The organism is Comamonas sp. JUb58, assembly GCF_004364775.1.
GTDB lineage: Bacteria > Pseudomonadota > Gammaproteobacteria > Burkholderiales > Burkholderiaceae_C > Comamonas.
Window position 1 is genome coordinate 114751 of the sequence record NZ_SOAL01000012.1, and the last position, 22335, is coordinate 137085.

Sequence of the window (22335 nt, forward strand, 5' to 3'; positions counted from 1 at the left end):
AGGCCGCATTCGAAAGCGAGTTTCATGCGGCCTTTTTCTATGCCCTCTTCCGCTGCACAAGCTGCAGCGCCCAACCTGGCACCCGACACCTTGACGGTCGCCACCTGCAATGTCCTCAATCTGGCGCTGCCTGATCGGGAGTTTTACGCCAACCAGGCGCCCTACACCCGGGCGCAGTACGAGCGCAAAACCCAATGGTTGGGCGGCCGCTTCCAGACCCTGAATGCCGACATTCTGGCCGTGCAGGAAGTCTGGGACGAGACCGCCTTCACTGAGGCCCTCGCCGCCAGCGGCCTGCACTACCACTATGTGGCCGTACCCGGCGCAGAAAACAGCGAGGGCCGACCCGGCGCCAGCGGCACGCCGCGCGTGGGCCTGGCGACGCGGCTGAAGGTGCTGGCCACGCGCTCATTCACCGATTTTCCGGCGGGCTTGGGCCAACCCATCCCCGGCCTGGGCATTCACACCCGTTTTGAGCGGCCACCGCTCGTCGCCACCTTGCAGATGAAGCGCGGCCAGATTCTGACGGTGCTCACCTGCCACCTCAAATCCAAGCGCCCCAAGTTCTTGCTCGATGCCAACGGCAATCCGCTGGAAGACCGCGACAACCCCAAGATTGCCGCGCTGGCCTCCTTGCGCTCGCTGGTGATGCGGGGTGTGGAGGCGACGGCGCTGCGCTGCCTGGTGATCGACCTGCTGCGCCACACTCGCATGCCCTTGGTGGTGCTGGGCGATTTCAACGACACGCCCGACAGCGTCACCACGCAGATGATCTCTGCCAGCTCCGAAGTGGCCTATGACCGCAAGGCCCGCGATCGCGCGCTGTTCAATGCCTTCGATCTGCTGGGCGATGCGGCGCTGAAAAAAGATGTGGCCTATTCCCATATCCACCAGGGTGCGCCGGCCGTTCTGGACCAGGTGCTCGTCAGCGAGGAGTTCGACCCGCGCAGCCGCCATGCGGTGGGCGATGTGCGCCGGGTGGATTACTTCAACGACCACCTGCACGAAGGCCGCGACCGCAGCCGCTCCGACCACGGCTTTGTGCGTGCGCTGCTGCGCATGCGGGCCCCTTCACCCGGCAACCATGCCGGAGAATTGGCGCCCGACCTGGATTCGGCTGGTACATTCGAGCAGGCGGGTGGTGACAGCCAGGGACCCTCTGCATAGGTCTCGCCCATCGTGATGGGCGCGGATCGCCTGGGGGGTCGCCCTCAGACCACGGCAGCGAGTTTTACCGAGAATTCCCACTGCAGGAAAATTCAACAACAGTCCCCTGCCTTAAAACTGCCTCTGGTCCGCATCGCTGCTGGTGTAAATTCACCCGGTCTGGGTACGTCAGTTACGCACGGAAACTTATTGTTTCGCACCCATCCTACGTAAAAGCGCCACACCGCTTTGCATAATGGCAACGTATTTTTCAGGAGGGGCGTGATTTGTCACGCACAACAATGATGATGAAACACGACGCAGTATCCCCATCCACCCAGCGCTCGATGCCAGGCTGGACCAGTCTGACCGTCATTGCGGCAGCGATCGCGCTGTCCGCATGTTCCAGCACGCCGCTGCCCACCTGGAACAGCACGCCTGTGGCAGGCACCCAGCCCGCGCCGGGGACGGTCACCACCAAGCCTGCCGGCGGCCCCAGCCCCGTGCAGATCCCGGGCATCGGTAACTCGGGCGTGGTATCCACCCCGGTCGAAACGGTTCCGCTGCAAGGCAGCCCTCTGGGCGGATGGAAGGAGAGCGACGAAGTCGCTGCCCGATTTCCCGATCCCCAGCGCAGCTACGCCACTCCAGGACTAGGCGCAGGCCGCACGACCTACACCAGCAATGCCGAACTGGGCCAATGGTTGCGCCAGTTGGCCAACCCCGGCCCATCCGGTACCAAGGCCGAGCTGGTCACCGCCGGCACCTCGCAGGAAGGCCAGCCCATCCTGGCGCTGCTGCTGACCCGCGCAGCCAGCACCAGCCTGCACGACCTGGACCAGAGCCAGCGCCCCACCGTGCTGCTGGTCGGCCAGCAGCACGGCGATGAGCCCGCAGGCAGCGAAGCGTTGCTGGCCCTGGCCCAGGACCTGAAGCAAGGCCCACTGGCATCGGTGCTGGACAAGATCAATGTACTGCTGGTGCCCCGCGCCAACCCCGATGGCGCCGCTGCTGGCCGGCGCACCACCGCCAATGGCCTGGACATGAACCGCGACCACCTGCTGCTGCAGACGCCGGAAGCCCAGGCGCTGGCCAAGCTCGGCCGCATCTACCGCCCCATTGCGGTGTTTGATGCGCATGAGTTCAGTGTGGCCGGCCGCTATCTGGAAAAGTTCAAGGGCGTGCAGCGCTATGACGCACTGCTGCAAACGCCGACCACCTCCAATGTGCATGAGTTCATCGCCAAGGCCTCGACCGAATGGTATTTGCTGCCCATGCAAAAGGCGCTGACCGAACAGGGACAGAGCACCAACTGGTACTACACCACCACCCGCGATCCGCAGGATCTGTCGCTGTCCATGGGCGGTGTGCGCCCTGACACCGGCCGCAATGTGAACGCCCTCAAGAACGCCGCCACGATGCTGGTCGAAACCCGGGGTGTCGGCATTGGCCGCGCGCATATCCAGCGCCGCGTACACAGCCAATATGTGGCGCTGGCCTCTGCGCTGCAGACCACCGCGCAACGCACTAAGGAACTGGAGCAGGTGCGCACCTTTGCGAACCGCGATATCGCCTCCCAGGCCTGCCGGGGTGAGTTCACGCTGGAGTCGCAGCAAACCACTGAAAAGCGCCGCGTTGTGTTCCTGGACCCGCAAACGGGTGAAGACATGCAGCAGGAAGTGGACTGGCACTCGTCCGTCAAGCTGACCCCTGGCCCCAAGCGCGCACGCCCCTGCGGCTACTGGCTGGCCGGCAATGCCACCGACGCCGTCGACAAGCTGCGCGCGCTGGGCCTGCAAGTGCTGCGCGTGGCCGAACCCGGCAATCTGCTGGCCGACACCTACCAGGAACAAGAACGCAGCAGCGGCGCCAAGAGCGATGTCCTGGGCCCTGGTCAACAAAGCGTGGAGCGGGTCAAGGTCGGCCTGGAGCGCGTGGCCATCGACGTGCCTGAAGGCAGCTACTATGTGCCGCTGAACCAGTCGCTGGCCAACCTGGCGATCGCAGCGCTGGAGCCCGACACCCAAAGCAGCTTCTTCGCCAACCACATCATCGCCAGCCTCAACGATGTGGCCCGGTCGATGAACAATCCCTCGCTGGTTTACGAAGAGACCGAGTAAGCGCTACCCTGCCCTCCGCAGCCATGCATTGACCGATGCATGGCTCGCTCGAAATAGAAAATGCCCGCAGTACTTTTTAACTGCGGGCATTGCTTTTTCTGGTCGGCCAGATAACTGCTGTCTACAGCAGATTGAGACGTCTGGGCGCCATTCATCTTTGGCTTGGCCGAGTCTGTGGCGCGGCTGGGGACCTTGAATCAGTGCATAATGACGCCCAGTCATAAAAGCAAAGATGGCCAGTGCGGACCGCTCCGCGTTTCTTTTCAGGTGCCGCCCATCACGGCGATCACCTCCATCAAACAAGCATCTGCCCGTAGCTCAGTTGGATAGAGCAACAGCCTTCTAAGCTGTGGGTCACAGGTTCGATCCCTGTCGGGCAGGCCAATACCTTTATAAAAATCAACACGCCAAGAAGATATTCAGGTATCTCCGGGGCATGTCAGATAAATTTAAAACACCTTCGCATCCGCACCAGGCCTGCACATCGTCTGTTAGGCGCTGCCATTGCAGGCCCTAGGGCCGGGCCAGATGCAGGGCAGAGCGAGGGGCGAAGTGTTCTGCATCAGGTTGCCACTTGCGTTGCCGTTGAATCACCCAAGCTTTCCTGGACTCCTCAAAGCCTCCTATAACTTATTCGATAGGAGCAGATAGGAGCGGGCAACGCTAGCCGGAAGAGTCGCATTGAGGTGGTTTCGGCAGATAGCGGAGAGCGCGTGATCGGCGCATCCAAGGAGCCCGCATCGCGCCAGCTGGGTGATCAGTGACTGGCTTAGCATTTACAGCCACCAAGGCCCACATCAGGCACTGAAGCTGAAGACTTCCGCTGGGGCATCTGCGTTAGCGGCCTGACCAGTGCTGGAGCTGCGGGGCCTACACCGCTCAAGTCATCAGCCACCCACCCGCCACATCCAGCACCTGGCCGGTCACAAAACGGGATTGGTCGGAGGCGAGGAAAAGGCAGGCATCGCTCACCTCCTCCGGCGTGCCCAAGCGCCGCAAGGCGGTGACGCGGGTCACGGCCTCGTTCACTTCTTGGGACACTGATTTGAGCAGCGGGGTGCTGATGCGGCCTGGGGCCAAGGCGTTGACCGTAATCTCGTAAGGCCCAAGTTCTGCAGCCCAATGGCGGGTAAGCCCAATCAGCGCGGCCTTGGTGGCGGCGTAGTGGGCAGCAACAATGTCGCAATAGGCCTTGCCCGCCACGGAAGACATATTGATGACCCGGCCGCGCCGCTGATGCACCATGTGGGGCGATGCCAGCCGCGTCAGGTTGAACACGCCGTTCAGGTTGACATCCACCACGCGGCGCCATTCATCGGGCGGCATCTCCCACACGCTCAAGGCACGGCCCTGGGTCTTGGGCGATATGCCGGCGTTGTTGACGATGATGTCTGCCGCACCCAGCTTGTCGGAGATGGCGGCATAGGCCTGCTCGCAAGCTGCGTAGTCGCTGATATCGGCCTGTGCAAAAAATACCTTGTGCCCGGCTTTCTCGAGCATGTCGGTGTGCTGGGCACCGGCTTCGGCGTTGAAGTCGATCAAGCCGACGCTTGCACCTTCAGCCAGAAAACGCTCCACAATGGCGGAGCCAATTCCGCCTACCGCACCAGTGACGATGGCCACCTGGCCTTTGAGTTGTTCGCTCATGGTTTGACCTTCAGCATGATCTTGCCAATGTGCTGGCTGCTGTTCATCAGCGCATGCGCCTGCGCAGCTTGCGCCAGAGGGAAGACCGAATGGATCACGGGCAGGCATTGGCCTTTTTCCAGCAACGGGACCACGCGCTCTTGCAACTGGCGGGCGATATCGCCTTTGTCTTCGTCCGAGCGGGGACGCAAGGTAGAGCCGGTGAACCACAGGCGTTTGGCCATGATGGGGGTCGCATCGATGTCGACCTTGCTGCCCTCCAAGAAGGCAATCTGTACCAGCCGGCCGTTGATGGCGAGCGACTGCAGGTTTTTGTTGGTGTACTTGCCGCCCACCATGTCCAGAATGACATTCACGCCCTGGCCTTGCGTGGCCTCTTGCAGCACCTGCTGAAAATCCTGCTCCTTGTACAGGATGACCTTTTCCGCACCTGCCGCTTCGCAGGCTTTGGCTTTTTCTGCATTGCCCACGGTGGTCCACACCTTGGCACCAAAGGCCTTAGCCAGTTGAATAGCGGTCAAGCCAATGCCGCTGGAGCCACCATGCACCAGCAAAATCTCGCCTGCCTGCAGCTTGGCCCGTTCAAACAGATTGGTCCAGACGGTGAAATAGTTCTCAGGAATGGCCGCCGCTCTGAGCAGATCTACACCAACAGGCACGGCCAGGCAATGGCGTTCGTCTGCCAAACAGTATTCGGCATAGCCGCCACCGGGGGTCAGTGCGCAGACTTGGTCGCCCAGCTTCCAGCGATGGGCGTCTGGCCCCGTGGCGACCACAGTGCCTGCCACCTCCAGGCCCAGATATGGCGAGGCTGTGGGTGGCGGTGGGTAGAGGCCCGAGCGTTGCAGCACATCGGGGCGGTTAACCCCGGCGAAGGCCACTTCAATCACCACCTGGCGGCCCGTCGGTGCAGGCACATCGCGCTCGGCAAGCTGCATGCAGCTGGGCTCGCCGCCAGTGCCATGGTCAATAAATCGGGTATGAAAAGTCGTCATCATTGCTCCAGAAAGCAGGCTATCAATGCCCTAAGTACGCTTGCTTCACGTGTGGGTCGCTCAGCAGCTGCTCGCCCGAGCCCGCCAACACAATGGAGCCGTTTTCCAGCACATAGCCACGGTTGGCCAGGCGCAGGGTTTTGAACACGTTCTGCTCCACCAGCAGCACGGTCACACCGTGTTTTGCAATGTCACGGATGATGTCAAACATCTGCTGCACCAGCAGTGGCGACAGGCCAAGCGATGGCTCGTCAAACACCAGCAGCTTGGGGTCGGCCATCATGCCGCGGGCAATGGCGACCATTTGCTGCTCGCCACCAGAAAGCGATCCGGCGTATTGGCTCAAGCGTTCCTTCACGCGGGGAAAGATGTGCAGCACCTCTTCCATCTTGCGCTGCATGATGGGGCGGGCCGCACGCTTGTACGAGCCCATCAGGAGGTTGTCTTTCACGGTGAAGTGCGGAAACAGCTGGCGGCCCTCCGGGATCATGGTGATGCCGGCGTCCACAATGTCGTAGGGCTCGGCATTGGTCAGGTCTTTGCCATCAAACTCCACCTTGCCACCGGTGGCCGCAATCACACCGCACACGGCCTTGAGCGTGGTGGTTTTACCGGCACCGTTGGCACCAATCAGGGTCACGATTTCGCCCTGGTTCACTTCGAAATCCAGCCCGTTGAGGATTTGGGTTTTTCCGTAACCCGATACCAATCCACTTACCTTAAGCATCTTGAAACTCCTTGCCCAGATAGGCCTCGATCACCGCGGGGTTCTCGATCACATCCTTGGGCGCGCCACTGACCAGCACGCCGCCTTCATTGATCACGATGATGCGGTCTGACAAAGCCATGGTGGCTTGCATCATGTGCTCAATCAACAGCACGGAGACCCCGGAATCGCGGATGCGGCGAATCATCGCAATGGCTTTTTCGATGTCAGTGGGGTTCAGCCCAGCCATCACCTCATCCAGCAGCAAGATATGCGGGCGAATGGCCAGTGCCCGCGCAATCTCCAGCCGCTTCATGCCGCCCACCGTCAGGCTACGCGCCTCGGTGTTCAGGTACTTGGTCAAATCCGTCAGCTCCGCCACGCGGCGCGCAACTTGCTCGGCCTCATGGCGGTTGGCGGTGTGAATAAACGCACCCAGCATGATGTTTTCCAGCACCGTCAAACCAGTAAAAGGCTTGGCAATCTGGAAGGTGCGCCCCAGGCCCTTGCGGGCAAAGTCATTCGGCGTTTTAGGCTGCAGCCATTCGCCGGTGTTGGAGAGCATCGACACGGTGCCTTGGTCTGGTGCCAAAAAGCCCGAGAGCTGGTTGAACACCGTGGTTTTGCCTGCACCGTTGGGGCCAATCACGCCCAGAATCTCGCCTTGGTGCAGCACCAGCGATACATCGTTGGTCGCCAACAAACCGCCAAAGCGCTTGTACAGCTTTTCCGCCTTCAACACCGGCTGGCCTTTTTCAGTGACCGGCTTGGTGCTGTCTTGCTGCGCCAGCACCGGCGGCGTGGGCCGCTGGCCAATGTAGGGCAGACGGGCGATCCACTGGCTGACTTTGCCGCCAAAGGCACCGGCTAAACCACGTGGAATCGTCAGCACCACCAGCACCAAGATGGCGCCATAGACCACGCCGTGCATGCCGTTGCCCACACTGCTGAGCCAACCGCGCGCCAGCTCGGCAATGGGTAGCACCAAGAAGGTTCCAGCCACCGGGCCGGCCACGGTACCCAGGCCACCAATCAGCGCGAACATGGCGATCTGGATGGACAAGTCCAGCGAGAAGGCCGAGGCGGGATCCACAAAGGTGAGATAGGTGATATGAAAGGTGCCGATGATGCTGGTCAACATGGCCGAGATGACAGCGGCCACAATCTTGGCGCGCACAGTGTGGATACCTACGGCCAGCGCCGCATCTTCCCGCTCGCGGATGGCAATCAGGTAGTGGCCCAGGCGCGATTTGCGAATCATCCACGATGCCCATAGCACGAACAGGAACAGGCCGAACGCGATGATGACGTAGTTGGTTTTGTCGCGAAAAACGATCCACTTCCAACCAATGTTCAGTGGCAGGCTGATACCACTGGAGCCGCCCGTCCAAGGCTCTTGGTGAATGACCAAGAGGCGTACCACTTCAAGCACTGCGATGGTGGCCAGCGCAAAGAACGGGCCGCGCAGGCGCAGTGTGGGGTAGCTGATCACCACGGCCACCACGGCGGAGATAACGGCACCTACCAGCATGCCAATCCAAGGGCTGATCTCGAAACTTTGGGTCAGCAACATGGCCGAATAGCCGCCAATGCCGTAGAACACGGCATGGCCCAGCGACAGCTGACCGACATAACCGCCCACAATATTCCACGCCACGGCCAGCGCAGAAAACACAAACAGCAGCACAAACAGATTGGTCATGAAGGGCGTGCTGTACACCATGGGTATGGCGAACAGCACCAGCAACACGAGCAGGCTGACATAGGTGCGGGGATTGCGAAAATCTGGAAACATATTGTCTTGCTCCTTTAGGTGTCGATCACTCCGTACCAATGCCAAACAGGCCGGTAGGTTTCAGAGCCAAGATCAAGAGAAAAATGCCGAAGTACACGACCTCCTTCAAATCGGGGGCGATGTAAAAACCAGCCAAGGTGTCGACCACGCCAATGATCAGCGAGCCCGCCACTGCGCCGTACAGGCTGCCCAGGCCACCGAGAACCACGATCACAAACGCCGTCAGCACAAAGTAGGTGCCAACCGTTGGGAACACCGGGTATTGCGGCGCAAGCAGGCCTGCCGCCACGCCCACAAAGGCAGCGCCCAGGCCGAAGGCGATGGCGTACACGTTGTACACGTTCACCCCCATCAAGGTGGCGGCATAACGGTGCTGCGCCACCGCACGCAATGCGCGGCCCAGGTAGCTGCGGTGCATGAACAAATGCAACAGCACGGCCAGGCCCACGCCTACGATGAAGGTGATCATCTGCCCCGACACAATGGAGAAGGGACCGACGCTGAACGAGCTGGTGCCCAGCTCTGCCGGTGCGCGGTGCACGTTGGCACCAAACACCACCAAGGCCAGGTTCAGGCAAATGGTGGACACACCCACCATCGCAAAAATCTGGATATGCTCATCCGCATTGAGCAGCGGCTGAATAATGCCCTTTTGCGTGAGCGCACCCAACGCAAACAAAATGATGGCAACCGGCACCAAACCCACATAGGGATGCATGCCCAGGTGCGTTGCAATCAGATAAATCAGGTACATACCCAGCATCAAGAATTCGCCGTGGGCGAAATTCACTACCCGCACCACACCAAAGATCAAGGTCAAACCCAGACTGATGATGATGTATGCGCCGCCCAGCAACAGGCCGTTGAGAACCAGTTGGATAAAAATTTCCATAGTGCAACCCTTAGAAATACAAAGTCCGCGCGGCCTGTAGAAATGCGCCGTGCGGACCCTTTGGTTTGCCTGGCATCACTGCCGACGGCAAGACCATCACAACCGGTCAACACATTTGGTGTAGCAGGCAGCGGCACCCTGGGTGTCGCTGCCCCGCCTGTTTTAGGTGTGTGTTGACGGCATGACAGCGAACGACTTACTTGCTGAAGTTAGGCTTGCCTTGTGCCAGCGCGTCAGGCGCAATGGTGACCAGCTTGCCGTCTTGCCACTGCATGACATAGAAGGTCGATGCCTTGTTCTGGCCGTCTTCCCCAAAATCAAAGCCCCAGCCGTTGGCGGTTTCGCCAGCGGGTTTTTTGTAGGCCAGCACTGCGGCGCGGATCTTGTCCTTATCGGTGGATTTGGCGTTGCCAATGGCTTCAAAGAAGGCCTTGGCACCCACATAGTTGGTCAGACTGTGGCCCGACTGTGGTTCGCCCTTGTAGGTGGCGCGGTAGGCATCCAGGAATTTGTTCAGCCCAGGCGCGCCTGCCGGGTTGATGGATGACTGCGGAAAGTCCAGGTCAAACACACCATTCATGTCGGCACCCACGGCCTTAGCTGTGTCGGCCAGCGAGTAGCCACCGCCAGCACCAATCACCACCTTAGGCTTGAAGCCCGCCGAGCGCGCCTGGTTGAAGTAGAGGATGGCGTCGTTCTGGTACGCGGTTTGCAGCACCACGTTCACGTCCGAGCCCTTCAGGCGCAGGATCAGCGAAGACAGGTCGACCGTTTTGGAAGAATATGGCAGCACCTGGGCCACGTTGTAGCCCAGCTCTTGAGCGCGCTTTTTCTCGGTAGCGGCCACATCGGTTCCATAAGGGCCATCTTCATGGATGATGCCAATTTTGATGTCCTTGGCGTTCAGACCCATACCGGGGGCGATGATGTCGTGCAGCGCATCGACGACTGCCACACCATAGAGTGCCGTGTTGGGATTGCTGCGGAACAGGTATTTGTAGCCCCGGGTGGTGACCTTGTGGGCCGTGGCACCCATTTCAAAATATGGAACACCGGCCAGCTCAGTGACTGGCGTGGCTGCGTACGACACACCTGAGGCATAGCTGCCAAACACGCCCACCACGCCAGCAGAGATCAAACGCTTGGCTTCAGACACGGCCTGGGTGGGATCCACTGCATCGGCCTTGATGATGCTGATCTTCTCGCCATTCACCCCGCCAGCGGCATTGATCTCGTTGACAGCGACTTCCAGCCCGCGAAAACTCTCTTGCCCCAGCAGTGCCAGGTTGCCGCTGAATGGGAACAGCGCCCCTACCTTGACATCGGCCCAGGCGGCACCGGATGCCATGACGCCGCACGCGCCAAGCGCCAGCACGATTTTCTTCAGCTTGATCATTGGTGTTGCTCCTTACTAATATTTAAATCAACCAGTGAATTTCAGGCTATTTGATATATCATATATCTTCACAAACGCGATTTTAGTGGCCTAAGGCACGGCACCCATTGGTAGTTTCCCTTTAAAGCCAGATCAAGATACGCAGGCAGCCGACATATGCTCAAGCGGCCTGTACAGCATCCTCCAGCATCAAGGCGGCACCTCTTTCGGCCACCATCATCACGGCAGCCTGCGTGTTGCCCGACACCATGCGCGGCATCACGGATGCATCAATCACCCGCAAGCCCTGTACACCTCGCACGCGCAAACGCGGGTCGGTCACTGCTGCTGCATCGGCCCCCATACGGCAGGTGCCAATGGGGTGGTAGATGGTTTGGCCGTTGTGGCGCGCAAAGTCCAGCCATTCCTCATCGCTTTGCACCTGCTCACCGGGGCTGAGCTCCGATTCCACATAGTGCTGCATGGCAGGCTGCTGCACGATACGCCGCGCCACCCGCATGCCCCCAATCAGGCTGTCGCGATCCACCTGCGCGCTCAACAAGTTGGGGCGTATCGCAGGTTGCTGCTGCGGATCGGCCGACTGGATATGGATGCTCCCCACAGACTCTGGCCTCAACTGGGCAACACCGAGGGTCATACCCGGCTTGCGGTCAAGAATGCGCTCCGCTGCGTTGGCATAGCTGGCATGTACATAAAAGTACTGCACATCGGCCAAGGGCAGCTCAGGGCTTGATTTGACAAAGCCGTGTACCAGCCCCGTCCCCAGCGTGAGAATGCCTTTGTGCCGGGTGTAGTACTTGGCCACCTCCGCTGCCAAGCGCCAGCCGCGCGACATTTCATTCAAGGTGACCGTGTTCTTGACCCGCCAGTTCATGCGTGTGGCAAAGTGCTCACGGTAGTTTTCGCCCACCTGTGGCAGCGCCAATACCGGTGTAATACCCAAGCGCTGCAATAGTTCTGGGTTGCCGATGCCCGAGAGCTCCAGCATTTGCGGCGACTGAATCGCCCCCATGGCCAGCACTGTCTCGCGCCCCGCTTGAACCCTGTGTTCTTGCCCCTGGTGGCGGTACACCACACCCGTACAGCGCTTGCCCTCCAGCACCAAACGGGTCACCGTCGCGCCGCTGATCACGCTGAGGTTGGGCCGTCCTTTGGCGGGTTGCAAATAGCCTTCCACCACGGACCATCGCTCTCCCCCGCGCTGCACCACCTGGTAGTAACCAAAGCCCTCTTGGGCCTGACCACTGTTGTAGTCCGGGTTCAATGGCTGGCCGTCTTCCATGGCGGCTCGCAAAAAGGCATCGGATATCGCGTAACGCTCGGCCACCGCCTCCAGCCACATGGGGCCGTGTTTGCCGCGAGATACGTCACCAGCTTCGTAGTGCTCAATCTGGCGGAACACGGGCTCGACATTGGCATAGCCCCAGCCGGTAGCGCCGGCCGCTTCCCAGCCGTCGTAGTCCTCAGGAATACCGCGCACATAGATCATGCCGTTGATCAAGGTGGAGCCACCCAGGCCTTTTCCCCGTGGCACGGAGATGACGCGGCCATGCACATTGTCTTCAGGCTCGGTTTTGAAGCGCCAGTTGAAGTTGGGGTCGACGAGCAGCTTGGAAAAGCCAGCGGGGATCGATATCCACATGCTGCGCGCCTCCTGCCCGGCTTCCAGCAGCAACACCCGGTATTTGCCATTTTCCGTCAGGCGGTTAGCCAAGATGCAGCCAGCAGTACCACCACCTGCGATGATGTAGTCGTACTCTGCCATATCAGCCTTCGGCCTCAGCCCCGAGCATCTTGGCCATCAACTGGATCTGGCTGGCCAGCATGGGCGCACCGTACTGCACCGGACAGCCTATATTGAGCGCCGCGCGCAGCAAGGGGGTCACCTTGGGCTCCATGATGACTTCGCACACATACTGGTTCGGCCTGAGCCGGCTCACATCCAGCGGCAGCGCATCGCTTTCCTTCATGCCCAGCGATGTGCCGTTCACTACCAGATCGTGCCCCGAGGGGTCTGCCGTGCCAATGCGGATATCGGCATCAGGGTACAGCGACAGGATGCGATCTTTCAAATCCTGCACCTTGGCCTGCGTGCGGTTGGCAATGGTCAGCATGGATACACCCGCCTGCACCAAGGCAAACCCAATGGCGTTGGCCGCACCACCCGCCCCCGCCAGGTAGGCCGTCTTCCCTTTGACAGGAATCTGCGCCTCATGCAGGCCGCCCACAAAGCCTTCGCCATCCAGCATATGCGCATACAAGCTGCCATCGGCATTGCGGCGGATCACGTTGGCCGCGCCAATTTTACGGGCCACGGGCGATACCTGGTCCACCAAGTCCAGCACCGCCGTTTTATGCGGCATCGTCACAATCACGCCGCCCAGACTTTGCATGGTGCGAAACCCGGCCATGGCGGCAGCCAGGCCATCGGGTTGGACGTGAAACGGCACGCATACCCCATCAAAGCCAGTGCGCGCGAAATGCTCGTTCAGGCGCTGCGGGGTTTTTACGTGGTAGATGGGATCGGCAATGATGCCGAAGACACGTGTGTTGCCTGAGATTTCTTTCATGCGATAGACCCTTGTTTTTTGTTGTTGCGCTCAAGCTGGCTGCGGGCCACCTCTGCGATGCCGGCACCGTCCAGCTGGTAGTGTGCGTAAAGCGTTGTGGGCGGAGCAATCAGGGAATACTCGTCCTGAATACCATGGCGCACCAAGCGCACTCCCAGGCCTTCATCGGCCAGCACCTCGGCCACCGCCGCGCCCAGGCCGCCCAGCACGTTGTGCTCTTCGACGGTCATCAGCGTTTTGGACAGGCTGGCCGCACGCAGCACGGCGTCGCGGTCCAGCGGTTTGATGGTGTGCATATCGATCACGCCCACTGACAAGCCTTGCTTGCGCAGCCGCTCGGCCGCTTCCAATGCGCCGCTGACGGCCATGCCGCAGGCGATGATATTGAGATCGCTGCCTTCCGAATGCACAAGGGCCTTGCCAAATTCAAAGGCTGTGTTGGCGGTGTACACCGCCGGCTCGCGGCCACGGCCAATGCGAAAATAAATGGGCTCTGGCCAATGCACAGACGCCTTGATGGCAGACGCCAGCTGCTCACCATCGGCGGGCGACACCACGGTTAACCCAGCAATGGCGCGCATGGTGGAAATATCTTCGGTCGCGTGGTGGGATGTGCCATAAAAACCCAGGCTGATGCCGGTGTGGTGCCCGATTAAGCGCACAGGCAGCTTGGTATAGGCCACATCCATGCGAATCTGCTCACAGCACAGCAAACCCAGGAAGGAGGCAAAGGTGGCCACAAACGGCATCAAGCCCGTGGTGGCCATGCCAGCGGCGGCAGACACCATGTTCTGCTCCGAAATGCCAAACTGCACATAGCGCTCTGGGTATTGCTTGGCAAACAGGTTCAGGCCGTTGGAATACTGCAGATCTGCCGACCCGGCGACCACCGGATGACCTTCTTTGGCCAGATCAATCAGCGCATTGGAGAGGTAAGACAGTCCCGGCGTCACCGCGTTAAGAGAACGGTATTGCCAAGAATCCTGGGAGAGTAACTGGGTCATGGGGCAAGCCTTGATCAAATGGATGGAGTGAAGAGCCGCATCAGATATCGCGGGACAGAATTTCTTCTACCGCACGCTGCGCATCTGGCGGTGCCAGGTAACCCAGGTGCCATCCCGGTTCGGTTTCCATATACCCCACGCCTTTGCCCTTGACGGTGCGGGCAATCACACAGGCTGGTTTCGTGCGCGCATCATCGGCCCGCAATATGCGCAACAACGTGGTCAGCGCCTGCAAGTCGTGGCCATCCACCTCATGCACTTGCCAGCCAAAACTGCGCCATTTGTCAGCCAGTGACTCCACACCAATCACGTCATCCACACGCCCATCGAGCTGGTAGCCATTGCGGTCCACAATGGCAATCAGACGCGAGAGTTGGTGATGGGCCGCAAACAGTGCGGCTTCCCACACCTGGCCTTCCTGCATCTCCCCATCACCCAGCATGACAAAGGTGCTGAAATCGCGCTTTTGCATCCGCGCGGCGACCGCCATGCCTGCGCCGTTGGACAGCGCGTGGCCGATTGAGCCCGAGCTGAAATCCACGCCCGGCACCTTGGTCATGTCCGGGTGGTCGCCCAGTGGACTACCCAGACGGGTGTAGCCATCGAGCAAACTGGCATCAAAGAACCGCAGATCTGCCAGCACCGGGAACAGGCCCACGGCAGCATGCCCTTTGCCCATGAGAAAACGGTCACGGTCCGGCCAGGCCGCTTCGCCCGGGCGTAAACGCATCACCCCGTAGTAGAGGCTGGCGAATATCTCCGCGCAGGAGAACACCGAACTGTAGTGCCCTACTTTGGCTATTTCGATCTGGCGAATGGTCTCCAAACGGATGAACCGGGCCCGCTCTTTCAATGTCTCCAGCTCTGCTGCCGACAGAGCGCAGGAACTTTCTGGCATGGATGCTCCTTTTAAAATATATGATATATGATATACTAAGTTTCGCGTTATGCAAGTACTCCGTTAGAATCAGCCTATCGCAAAATTCAGCCCTGCACATCCATGCCCAGCCTCAAACCAGTCAAGAAAGAAAACCTCTCCCACAAGGTCTACACCGAGATCCGCAATGCCCTCATTGACGGCCAGTACGAGCCCGGTGAGCGCCTGATCATCAGCGACCTGGCCAAGGAAATGGATGTGTCGATCACGCCCGTGCGGGAAGCGATCTTTCGACTGATCAGTGAACAGGGCCTGGAAATGCAGGCCGCCACAGCGGTGTATGTGCCGTACGTCGATTCGGAAAAGCTGCGCGAAATCCAGCAAATCCGCTTTCACCTGGAAGGCATGGGCGCTGCCGAAGCCGCACATCACATCACGCGCAAGCAACTCGACCACCTGAAGGCGCTGCAAAAAGAGTTTTTGGCCAATACCGCCAGTGACCCCAAGCGCGCCAGCCACCTGAACCGCAAGTTCCACTTCGCGCTGCTGGAAGCGGCGAAAAAGCCGGTGCTGCGCACCACGGTGGAGGCGTTCTGGGTCATCACCGGGCCTATCCTCAAAGTCTTCCACATCAAGACGGCCGGTATTGACTACAAGCAAGACCAGCACCGCCATGAGGCCGTGCTCGATGCACTGGAAGCCCGAGACCCGCAAGCCGCCGCCAAGGCCATACAAGACGACATTGCCTGGGGCGGAAAAATCATGATCGACTGGCTCGTCAAGCGCGAGCAGGAAAGCCAAGCGCAAGAGCCAGAGGTCAGCCACGCCCGCAGATAGCTGCGAGCCCCACCCTCCCCAACCAGCACAAGCATGTTCAAAATCTTTGGAGCCCCCTCTCGCTACGTACAAGGCCCTGGCGCATTGCAAACCCTGGGCGAGCATATCCGCATGCTTGGCCACAGTGCCACCTTGGTGATCGACAGCTTTGTCCACGACCAATATGGCGAGCACATTGCCGCCATTTGCGCCAAGCACGAAGTAGCGCTGACCGTGCTGTTGGTGCAAGGTGATTTGACGCCCGAGTCGATCGCTGCGCTGTGCGAGCAGGCGCTCCAAAGTAAGGCCGAAGTGATTGTGGCTGCTGGTGGCGGTAAATCGCTGGATGCCGGCAAAGGCGTGGCCAAGGCCACCGGGCGGCCGCTGATCACGGTGCCCACCGTGGCCTCCAACGACGCCCCCACCAGCAAAAACTATGTGCTGTATGACGCACATCACCGCTTGCTGGCGGTAGAGCATATGCGCATGAATCCTGCCGCCGTCGTGGTGGACACCAGCATCATCGCCGCTGCACCGCGCCACTTTTTCTTGGCCGGCATCGGCGACGCGATCTCCAAAAAATTTGAAGCGGAGCAATGTTTTGCCAGCGTCGGCCGCAATATGTATGACGGCCAATCCACACTGACCGCGCGAGCCATTGCCCAGGCCTGCCTCGAGACCCTGCTGGCGGATGGCGAGACCGCACTGCAGGCCGCCGGCACCGGCGAACCCACGCCGGCTTTTGAGCGCAGCGTGGAAGCGATGATTTTGATGAGTGGCTTGGGCTTTGAAAGCGGCGGCCTGTCGATTGCCCATGCGCTGACCCGTGGGCTGCCCCATATCCCTGGCGTGGCAACGGCCCTGCACGGCCTGCAAGTAGCCGTGGGCCTGCTGATCCAGCTGGACCTGGAAGAGCGCAGCGACAACAGCTTGGATACTGTGCGCGCATGGTATGGCCGCATGGGCCTGCCCACCCGTCTGCGCGACATCGGCGCACAAGCCACCAGCGATGAGCAATGGCGTACCGCCGCCCGTCTGACACTGGAGGCACGCCACGCAGCCAACTTCAAGTGCCAGCTCGACGTGGACACCCTGGTCAGTGCCCTGCAACGCCATAGCTGATATCCAGCATAGGTGATTTCCCGCTCTTGCTGCGTGCAGCATCCAAAAAGGGCCTGCATGTTGAGCAATGCAAGCCCTTTTTTGAGCAGGCCCAGTCACGGCCCCGATAAGGATCCTGGCATTCAATCAGAATGCGACCTGTCCGCCACCCTTGAGACCCAGCTTTTGGCGTGCTTCATCAGGCGTGGCAATTTCCAAATTCAGCGCTTCGGCAATCAAACGGATGCGCTCGACCTGCTGGCGGTTCGATTCGGCCAACTGACCCGGGCCAATCCACAGCGAATCTTCCAGCCCGACGCGCACGTTTGAGCCCATGGCCGCGCCGATGGTGGCCAGCGGAATCTGGTTACGGCCAGCGCCCAGTATCGACCACTCGTAGTTGTCGCCAAACAGACGATCCGCCGTGCGGCGCATGTGCATCAGGTCTTCCGGATGCGGGCCAATACCACCCAAAATGCCGAACACCGATTGGATGAACGGTGGCGACTGCACCAAGCCACGGTCCACAAAATGGGCCAGGTTGTACAGGTGGCTGATGTCGTAGCACTCAAACTCGAAACGGGTGCCGTTGTCGTTACCGATCTTCAGAATGGTCTCGATGTCTTGGTAGGTGTTGCGGAAGATCAGCGAGCGGCTGTTGGCCAGGTGCTCGCGCTCCCACTCGTGCTCGAAATTCTGAAAACGGTCCAGCATCGGGAACAGGCCAAAGTTCATCGAGCCCATGTTCAGCGAAGCCACCTCCGGCTTGAACGTGGTGGCTGGGCGCATGCGCTCTTCCACCGTCATGTGCGGGCTACCGCCAGTGGTAATGTTGATGACCGCATTCGTCTCGGCCTTGATGCGCTCCAAAAAGGGCTTGAACAGTGCCGGGTCTTGCGACGGTTTTCCCGTCTGCGGATCGCGGGCATGCAAGTGCAAGATGGCAGCACCGGCTTGTGCCGCGCCAATAGCGGCCTCGGCAATTTCGTCCGCGGTGACCGGCAGGTGGGGCGACATGCTGGGTGTGTGGATGGCGCCGGTAACAGCGCAGGTAATGATGATTTTCTGTTTTGGTTTGGCCATATCAGTCTCCGTTAACGTGTTTGTGACGCATCAACTGCATCAGTCTTTCATCGCGCCACAGTCGCCGCTCGTGCAAATCCTGCAGCGGTAGCTGTTCACGCCTTTCCTGGTCCAGAGCAGCCACCAAGGCCTCACTCCATGGGGGAGTCTCTTGCTGCGACTGACCAATGGATTGGTACAGAGCGCCGTAACGGGCGCAGTAATCGCTCAGCCCACCCGGTGCATTGAGGTCGATGGTTTCAAACGGCCCCATGAAGGACCAGCGCAGGCCCAGACCGTCTTTGACCGTGGTATCAATATCCTCCGCGCTGGCAATGCCTGCCGCATACAGGCGAAACGCCTCGTGCAACAAAGCCCCTTGCAGGCGATTGAGGATGAAGCCTTCAATCTCTTTCTTGACCACCACCGGCTTTTGCCCAATGGCTTGCATGATGCTGCGCGCATCTGCCACCGCCTGCGGGCTGGTCCAGGGGGCTGGGCACAACTCCACCACCGGAATCAAATACGGCGGGTTGACCGGGTGGGCCACCAGGCAACGGTGCCGCCCCGGCAGGTCTTCGGTGTACAGGCTGGCGGCAATGCTGGAGGTAGAGCTGCCGATGATGGTGTGCGCCGGGGCCAATGCGTCCAATTGCTTGAACAGGGCCTGCTTTAGCTCCAGCTGCTCGGGTGAGCTTTCCTGCACGTAGTCCGCATTTTGCAAGGCCTGCGCCAAACTCTGCGCCACATGCACGCGGCTGGCCGCCTCGTCGGCTCCCGTCATCAGGCCCTGCGCCTGCAAGGCCTGCAGTTGGCCAATGATCAGCTGCTGGGCTTGCGGCAAACCGGCCTCATGGGCGTCGTACAGTTGCACGGTCCAGCCAGAACGCGCAAAGACGATGGCCCATGCCTGGCCTATCAGCCCCGCGCCCACAATGGCCACATGGCCTGGTTCAGGTGTGGTGTTTTCTGCCATGCTCAGTACAGCTTTTGGGTAAAGGCATCGACCACAATCGCTTGGCCATTCACACTGCGCGAGGCTTCGCTGGCATTGAACAGGGCCATATTGGCAATATCGGTGGCAGTCACCATACGGCCCAGCGCCGATTGGTTTTCGTAATGCGATGCAATCTCTTCCACCGGTTTACCCAAGGTGTTTGCCTTGGCGGCGATCACGGCACGGATGCGGGGCCCCTCCACCGCGCCGGGCAAAATTGCGTTGACACGTACGCCGTAAGCACCCAATTCGATGGCCAGCGATTTGGTAAAACCAATGACCGCCCACTTCGATGCAGAGTACACAGAGCGGCCCGCAAACCCCAGGTGGCCCGCCGCCGACGATAGGTTGATCATCACGCCATGGCTGGATTGCTTGAGCAAGGGCACCGCCAGGCGGGCACACAAAAACTGCCCGGTGATATTGACAGCCAGCGTATGGTCCCAGTCTTTTTTGGACAAGGTTTCCACATACCCTGTGGGGCCGGCAACCCCGGCATTGTTCAGCAGCACATCCAGCCCGCCCAGCTTTTCCTTTACCTGCGCAAACAGCTGGGCCACGCTGTCTTCGTCCGACACATCGGCCTTGACCACGTGCACGCCAGGTAGCGCCGTCGGCACAGCGGCCAAGCGCTCCTCGTTCACGTCGCAGACCATGATGCTGGCCCCTGCCTTGTGGAACACCCGGGCCATTTCCAGCCCCAGACCATCGGCACCGGCAGTGATCAACACCTTTCGCCCCGCAAAGCTCACATCATCAAACATCGTCTGTCTCTCCTTGTATAGGTCTCACACACAATAATTCAAAATATACGATATATGATGTTTTTTGCAATGCGTACTTGCCTGCAGCAGTAGCGCTGGCGTCAGCAGCCTCTGTGCTCGCCCTCTCCCAGAAAGAAAAGAAGGCCACAAGTGCCAGCACTTGTGACCTTCACTCTCTCATCGCACAGGCCTCAGATACCTGCCATGTTGATGTATTTGACGACCAAGTAGTCCTCAATCCCGTAGTGCGAGCCTTCGCGCCCCACGCCAGACTGTTTGACACCGCCAAACGGCGCTACCTCATTCGAGATCAGCCCGGTGTTCACGCCGACAATGCCATACTCCAGACGCTCGGCCACGCGCCAAACGCGGCCCAGATCGCGGGCGTAGAAGTAGCTGGCCAGGCCAAATTCGGTGTCGTTGGCCAGCGCGACCACTTCGTCCTCGGTCTCAAAACGGAACAGCGGTGCCAGAGGGCCAAAGGTTTCTTCCCTGGCCACAGCCATGGCTTGCGTCACACCGGTCAACACCGTGGGCTGGAAGAAGGATTGGCCCAGTGCATGTGGCTGACCACCTGTCAGCACCTCTGCGCCTTTGCCCACCGCATCTGCAATGTGCTCCTGCACTTTGGCAACCGCCTTGCCATCGATCAGCGGGCCAATGCGAACGCCTTCGTCCAGGCCATTGCCCACCTTCATGGCTTCTACGGCGGTCACCAATTTCTGCGCAAACAGGTCGTACACCTTGGTGTGTACATACAAACGGTTGGCGCACACGCAGGTTTGGCCTGCATTGCGGTATTTGGAGGCCAGCGCGCCTTCTACTGCAGCATCCAGATCGGCGTCTTCAAAAACGATAAATGGCGCATTGCCACCCAACTCCATCGATACTTTTTTGATGGTGGCCGCGGTTTGCTGCATCAGCACGCGCCCCACTTCAGTCGATCCAGTGAAGCTGAGCTTACGCACCAGGGGGTTGGTCGCCAGTTCTTCGCCAATATCGCTCGCAGAGCCGGTGACGACGGAGAGCACGCCTGCCGGAATACCGGCACGCTCTGCCAGCACGGCCAAGGCCAGAGCGGAGAGCGGTGTTTGCGAGGCTGGCTTGAGCACCATGGTGCAACCTGCGGCCAGCGCAGGCCCGGCCTTGCGCGTGATCATGGCGGCGGGGAAGTTCCATGGCGTGATCGCTGCGCAAACGCCAATGGGCTCCTTGGTCACCACAATCCGCTGACCCGCCATGGGCGCGGGAATGGTGTCACCATAAACACGCTTGCCCTCCTCGGCAAACCATTCGATGAACGAAGCCGCATAGGCAATTTCGCCCTTGGCTTCGGCCAGAGGTTTGCCTTGCTCTACGGTCATGATGAGGGCCAGGTCATCTTGATGGGCCAGCATCAGCTCGAACCAGCGGCGCAGAATGGCCGCCCTCTCCTTGGCGCTGCGTGCCTTCCATGCCGGCCATGCGCGGTTGGCAGCCTCAATGGCCTGGCGGGTGTGCTGGGCACCGAGCTTGGGCACCTTGGCAACGGTCTGTCCAGTGGCCGGATTGGTGACGGTGATCACCTGGTCCGCAACCAGCCATTGGCCGTCAATAAAACACTGCTCACGCAGCAGCGAAGGGTCTTTGAGATTCAACATATTTTGCTCTGCTAGGAAACAATGGCTGGTTTAACCAGCGATGTAGAGGCCACCATTGACATGGATGACCTCGCCCGTGATAAAGCTGGCAGCGTCGCTGCACAGGAAGGCGATCACGCTGGCAATCTCGCTTGGCAGGCCCAAGCGCTTGAGCGGCGTTTGCTCCACCGATTCCGAGCCACGCTTGGCAATCAGGTCATGGGTCATTGGCGTGGCAATCACACCGGGCGATACGGCGTTGACCCGCGTCTTCGGCCCCAACTCGCGGGCCAGCGAGCGGGTCAGGCTCATCAACCCGCCTTTGGATGCGCTGTAATGCGCGTTGTAGAACGCGCCCCGGTGGCCAGCCATGGACGTGAGGTTCACAATCGCACTGCCTTCGCGCAAATGCGCGATGGCGCGCCGGGTCAGGTAGAACACACCATCCAGGTTGATGGCAATGGTCTGGCGCCATTGCTCATCCGTCATGCTTTCGGCCGGCTGCGCCAGATACAGGCCAGCGGCAGGCACCAGGTAGTCAATGCCGCCAAAGCACTGCTGCGCCAGCTCAACCACGCAGGTCGCATCATCGGCACTGGCGGCATCCATGCGCTGGGTTACCACGCGTTTGCCAGCATCGGCCCCCAGTGTGGCGGCAAAGCTCTCCAGGCCCGGCAGGTCCAAATCGGTTAGCACCAGGTTGGCACCGCCAGCGTAAAACAGCTTGGCCACTTCGCGACCAATACCGCCATTCGCCCCGGTAAGCAGCAGCGTCTTGTTTTGAAAGTTGTACATGCTCAATACTCCCAATGTCAGCTCAGTAAGGTT

19 protein-coding genes and 1 tRNA gene are annotated in these 22335 nt (G+C 60.1%); 5 read left to right on the forward strand and 15 right to left on the reverse strand.

What is annotated here, in order from left to right; genetic code table 11:
- The first annotated feature begins 39 nt into the window (after nucleotides 1–39).
- The 3 genes from EDF71_RS14515 (at nucleotide 40) to EDF71_RS14525 (ending at nucleotide 3650) form a co-directional block, all read left to right on the forward strand.
- Complete coding sequence (locus EDF71_RS14515; RefSeq protein WP_133857291.1) at nucleotides 40–1167, forward strand: endonuclease/exonuclease/phosphatase family protein; 1128 nt, start codon at nucleotides 40–42, stop codon at nucleotides 1165–1167.
- 287 nt (nucleotides 1168–1454) lie between these two features.
- On the forward strand, nucleotides 1455–3266 hold the full coding sequence (locus EDF71_RS14520) for a M14 family metallopeptidase (RefSeq protein ID WP_243854318.1): 1812 nt from the start codon (nucleotides 1455–1457) through the stop codon (nucleotides 3264–3266).
- Between the two features lie 307 nt (nucleotides 3267–3573).
- Nucleotides 3574–3650 (forward strand) — tRNA-Arg (locus EDF71_RS14525).
- A 495-nt stretch (nucleotides 3651–4145) separates the two neighbouring features.
- Here EDF71_RS14525 and EDF71_RS14530 read toward each other — a convergent pair.
- From EDF71_RS14530 to EDF71_RS14575, 10 genes are all read right to left on the reverse strand, one after another.
- Nucleotides 4146–4913 (reverse strand): SDR family NAD(P)-dependent oxidoreductase, encoded by a 768-nt coding sequence (locus EDF71_RS14530; protein ID WP_133857293.1) that lies wholly within the window; start codon nucleotides 4911–4913, stop codon nucleotides 4146–4148.
- On the reverse strand, nucleotides 4910–5911 hold the full coding sequence (locus EDF71_RS14535; protein WP_133857294.1) for an NAD(P)H-quinone oxidoreductase: 1002 nt from the start codon (nucleotides 5909–5911) through the stop codon (nucleotides 4910–4912). Before EDF71_RS14535 ends, EDF71_RS14530 begins: the two co-directional genes overlap by 4 nt.
- Nucleotides 5912–5930: 19 nt before the next feature.
- Entirely contained in the window at nucleotides 5931–6635 is a 705-nt protein-coding gene (locus tag EDF71_RS14540) for an ABC transporter ATP-binding protein (RefSeq protein ID WP_133857295.1), read from the reverse strand.
- Nucleotides 6628–8409: a branched-chain amino acid ABC transporter ATP-binding protein/permease gene (locus EDF71_RS14545; protein ID WP_133857296.1), complete on the reverse strand. Its 1782-nt coding sequence runs from the start codon at nucleotides 8407–8409 to the stop codon at nucleotides 6628–6630. Before EDF71_RS14545 ends, EDF71_RS14540 begins: the two co-directional genes overlap by 8 nt.
- Before the next feature lie 25 nt (nucleotides 8410–8434).
- Complete coding sequence (locus EDF71_RS14550) at nucleotides 8435–9301, reverse strand: branched-chain amino acid ABC transporter permease (RefSeq protein ID WP_133857297.1); 867 nt, start codon at nucleotides 9299–9301, stop codon at nucleotides 8435–8437.
- A 196-nt stretch (nucleotides 9302–9497) separates the two neighbouring features.
- Complete coding sequence (locus EDF71_RS14555; protein WP_133857298.1) at nucleotides 9498–10697, reverse strand: ABC transporter substrate-binding protein; 1200 nt, start codon at nucleotides 10695–10697, stop codon at nucleotides 9498–9500.
- A 160-nt stretch (nucleotides 10698–10857) separates the two neighbouring features.
- Complete coding sequence (locus EDF71_RS14560; RefSeq protein WP_133857299.1) at nucleotides 10858–12462, reverse strand: GMC family oxidoreductase N-terminal domain-containing protein; 1605 nt, start codon at nucleotides 12460–12462, stop codon at nucleotides 10858–10860.
- Between the two features lies 1 nt (nucleotide 12463).
- Complete coding sequence (locus EDF71_RS14565; RefSeq protein WP_133857300.1) at nucleotides 12464–13267, reverse strand: shikimate dehydrogenase; 804 nt, start codon at nucleotides 13265–13267, stop codon at nucleotides 12464–12466.
- Nucleotides 13264–14271: a transketolase C-terminal domain-containing protein gene (locus EDF71_RS14570; RefSeq protein ID WP_133857301.1), complete on the reverse strand. Its 1008-nt coding sequence runs from the start codon at nucleotides 14269–14271 to the stop codon at nucleotides 13264–13266. Before EDF71_RS14570 ends, EDF71_RS14565 begins: the two co-directional genes overlap by 4 nt.
- A gap of 40 nt (nucleotides 14272–14311) precedes the next feature.
- Entirely contained in the window at nucleotides 14312–15169 is an 858-nt protein-coding gene (locus tag EDF71_RS14575) for a transketolase (RefSeq protein ID WP_133857302.1), read from the reverse strand.
- Between the two features lie 102 nt (nucleotides 15170–15271).
- Between EDF71_RS14575 and EDF71_RS14580 the strand changes: the two genes are divergently transcribed.
- Nucleotides 15272–15985: a GntR family transcriptional regulator gene (locus EDF71_RS14580; protein WP_133857303.1), complete on the forward strand. Its 714-nt coding sequence runs from the start codon at nucleotides 15272–15274 to the stop codon at nucleotides 15983–15985.
- Between the two features lie 33 nt (nucleotides 15986–16018).
- Nucleotides 16019–17086: a glycerol dehydrogenase gene (locus EDF71_RS14585; RefSeq protein ID WP_133857304.1), complete on the forward strand. Its 1068-nt coding sequence runs from the start codon at nucleotides 16019–16021 to the stop codon at nucleotides 17084–17086.
- 126 nt (nucleotides 17087–17212) lie between these two features.
- Here EDF71_RS14585 and EDF71_RS14590 read toward each other — a convergent pair whose 3' ends face one another.
- From EDF71_RS14590 to EDF71_RS14610, 5 genes are all read right to left on the reverse strand, one after another.
- Entirely contained in the window at nucleotides 17213–18148 is a 936-nt protein-coding gene (locus tag EDF71_RS14590) for a 3-keto-5-aminohexanoate cleavage protein (RefSeq protein ID WP_133857305.1), read from the reverse strand.
- A gap of 1 nt (nucleotide 18149) precedes the next feature.
- Nucleotides 18150–19103, reverse strand: a complete 954-nt coding sequence (locus EDF71_RS14595) for a 3-hydroxyacyl-CoA dehydrogenase (RefSeq protein WP_133857306.1) — start codon at nucleotides 19101–19103, stop codon at nucleotides 18150–18152.
- Nucleotides 19104–19105: 2 nt separating this feature from the next.
- Nucleotides 19106–19888, reverse strand: coding sequence for an SDR family oxidoreductase (locus EDF71_RS14600; protein WP_133857307.1), 783 nt, complete (start codon nucleotides 19886–19888; stop codon nucleotides 19106–19108).
- Between the two features lie 191 nt (nucleotides 19889–20079).
- The gene (gene gabD / locus EDF71_RS14605) at nucleotides 20080–21528 is read right to left on the reverse strand and encodes an NADP-dependent succinate-semialdehyde dehydrogenase (protein WP_133857308.1); all 1449 of its coding nucleotides are present in this window, start codon (nucleotides 21526–21528) and stop codon (nucleotides 20080–20082) included.
- A 30-nt stretch (nucleotides 21529–21558) separates the two neighbouring features.
- A complete protein-coding gene (locus EDF71_RS14610) occupies nucleotides 21559–22302 on the reverse strand; it encodes an SDR family NAD(P)-dependent oxidoreductase (protein WP_133857309.1) in 744 nt (247 codons plus the stop codon).
- Nucleotides 22303–22335 lie beyond the last annotated feature (33 nt).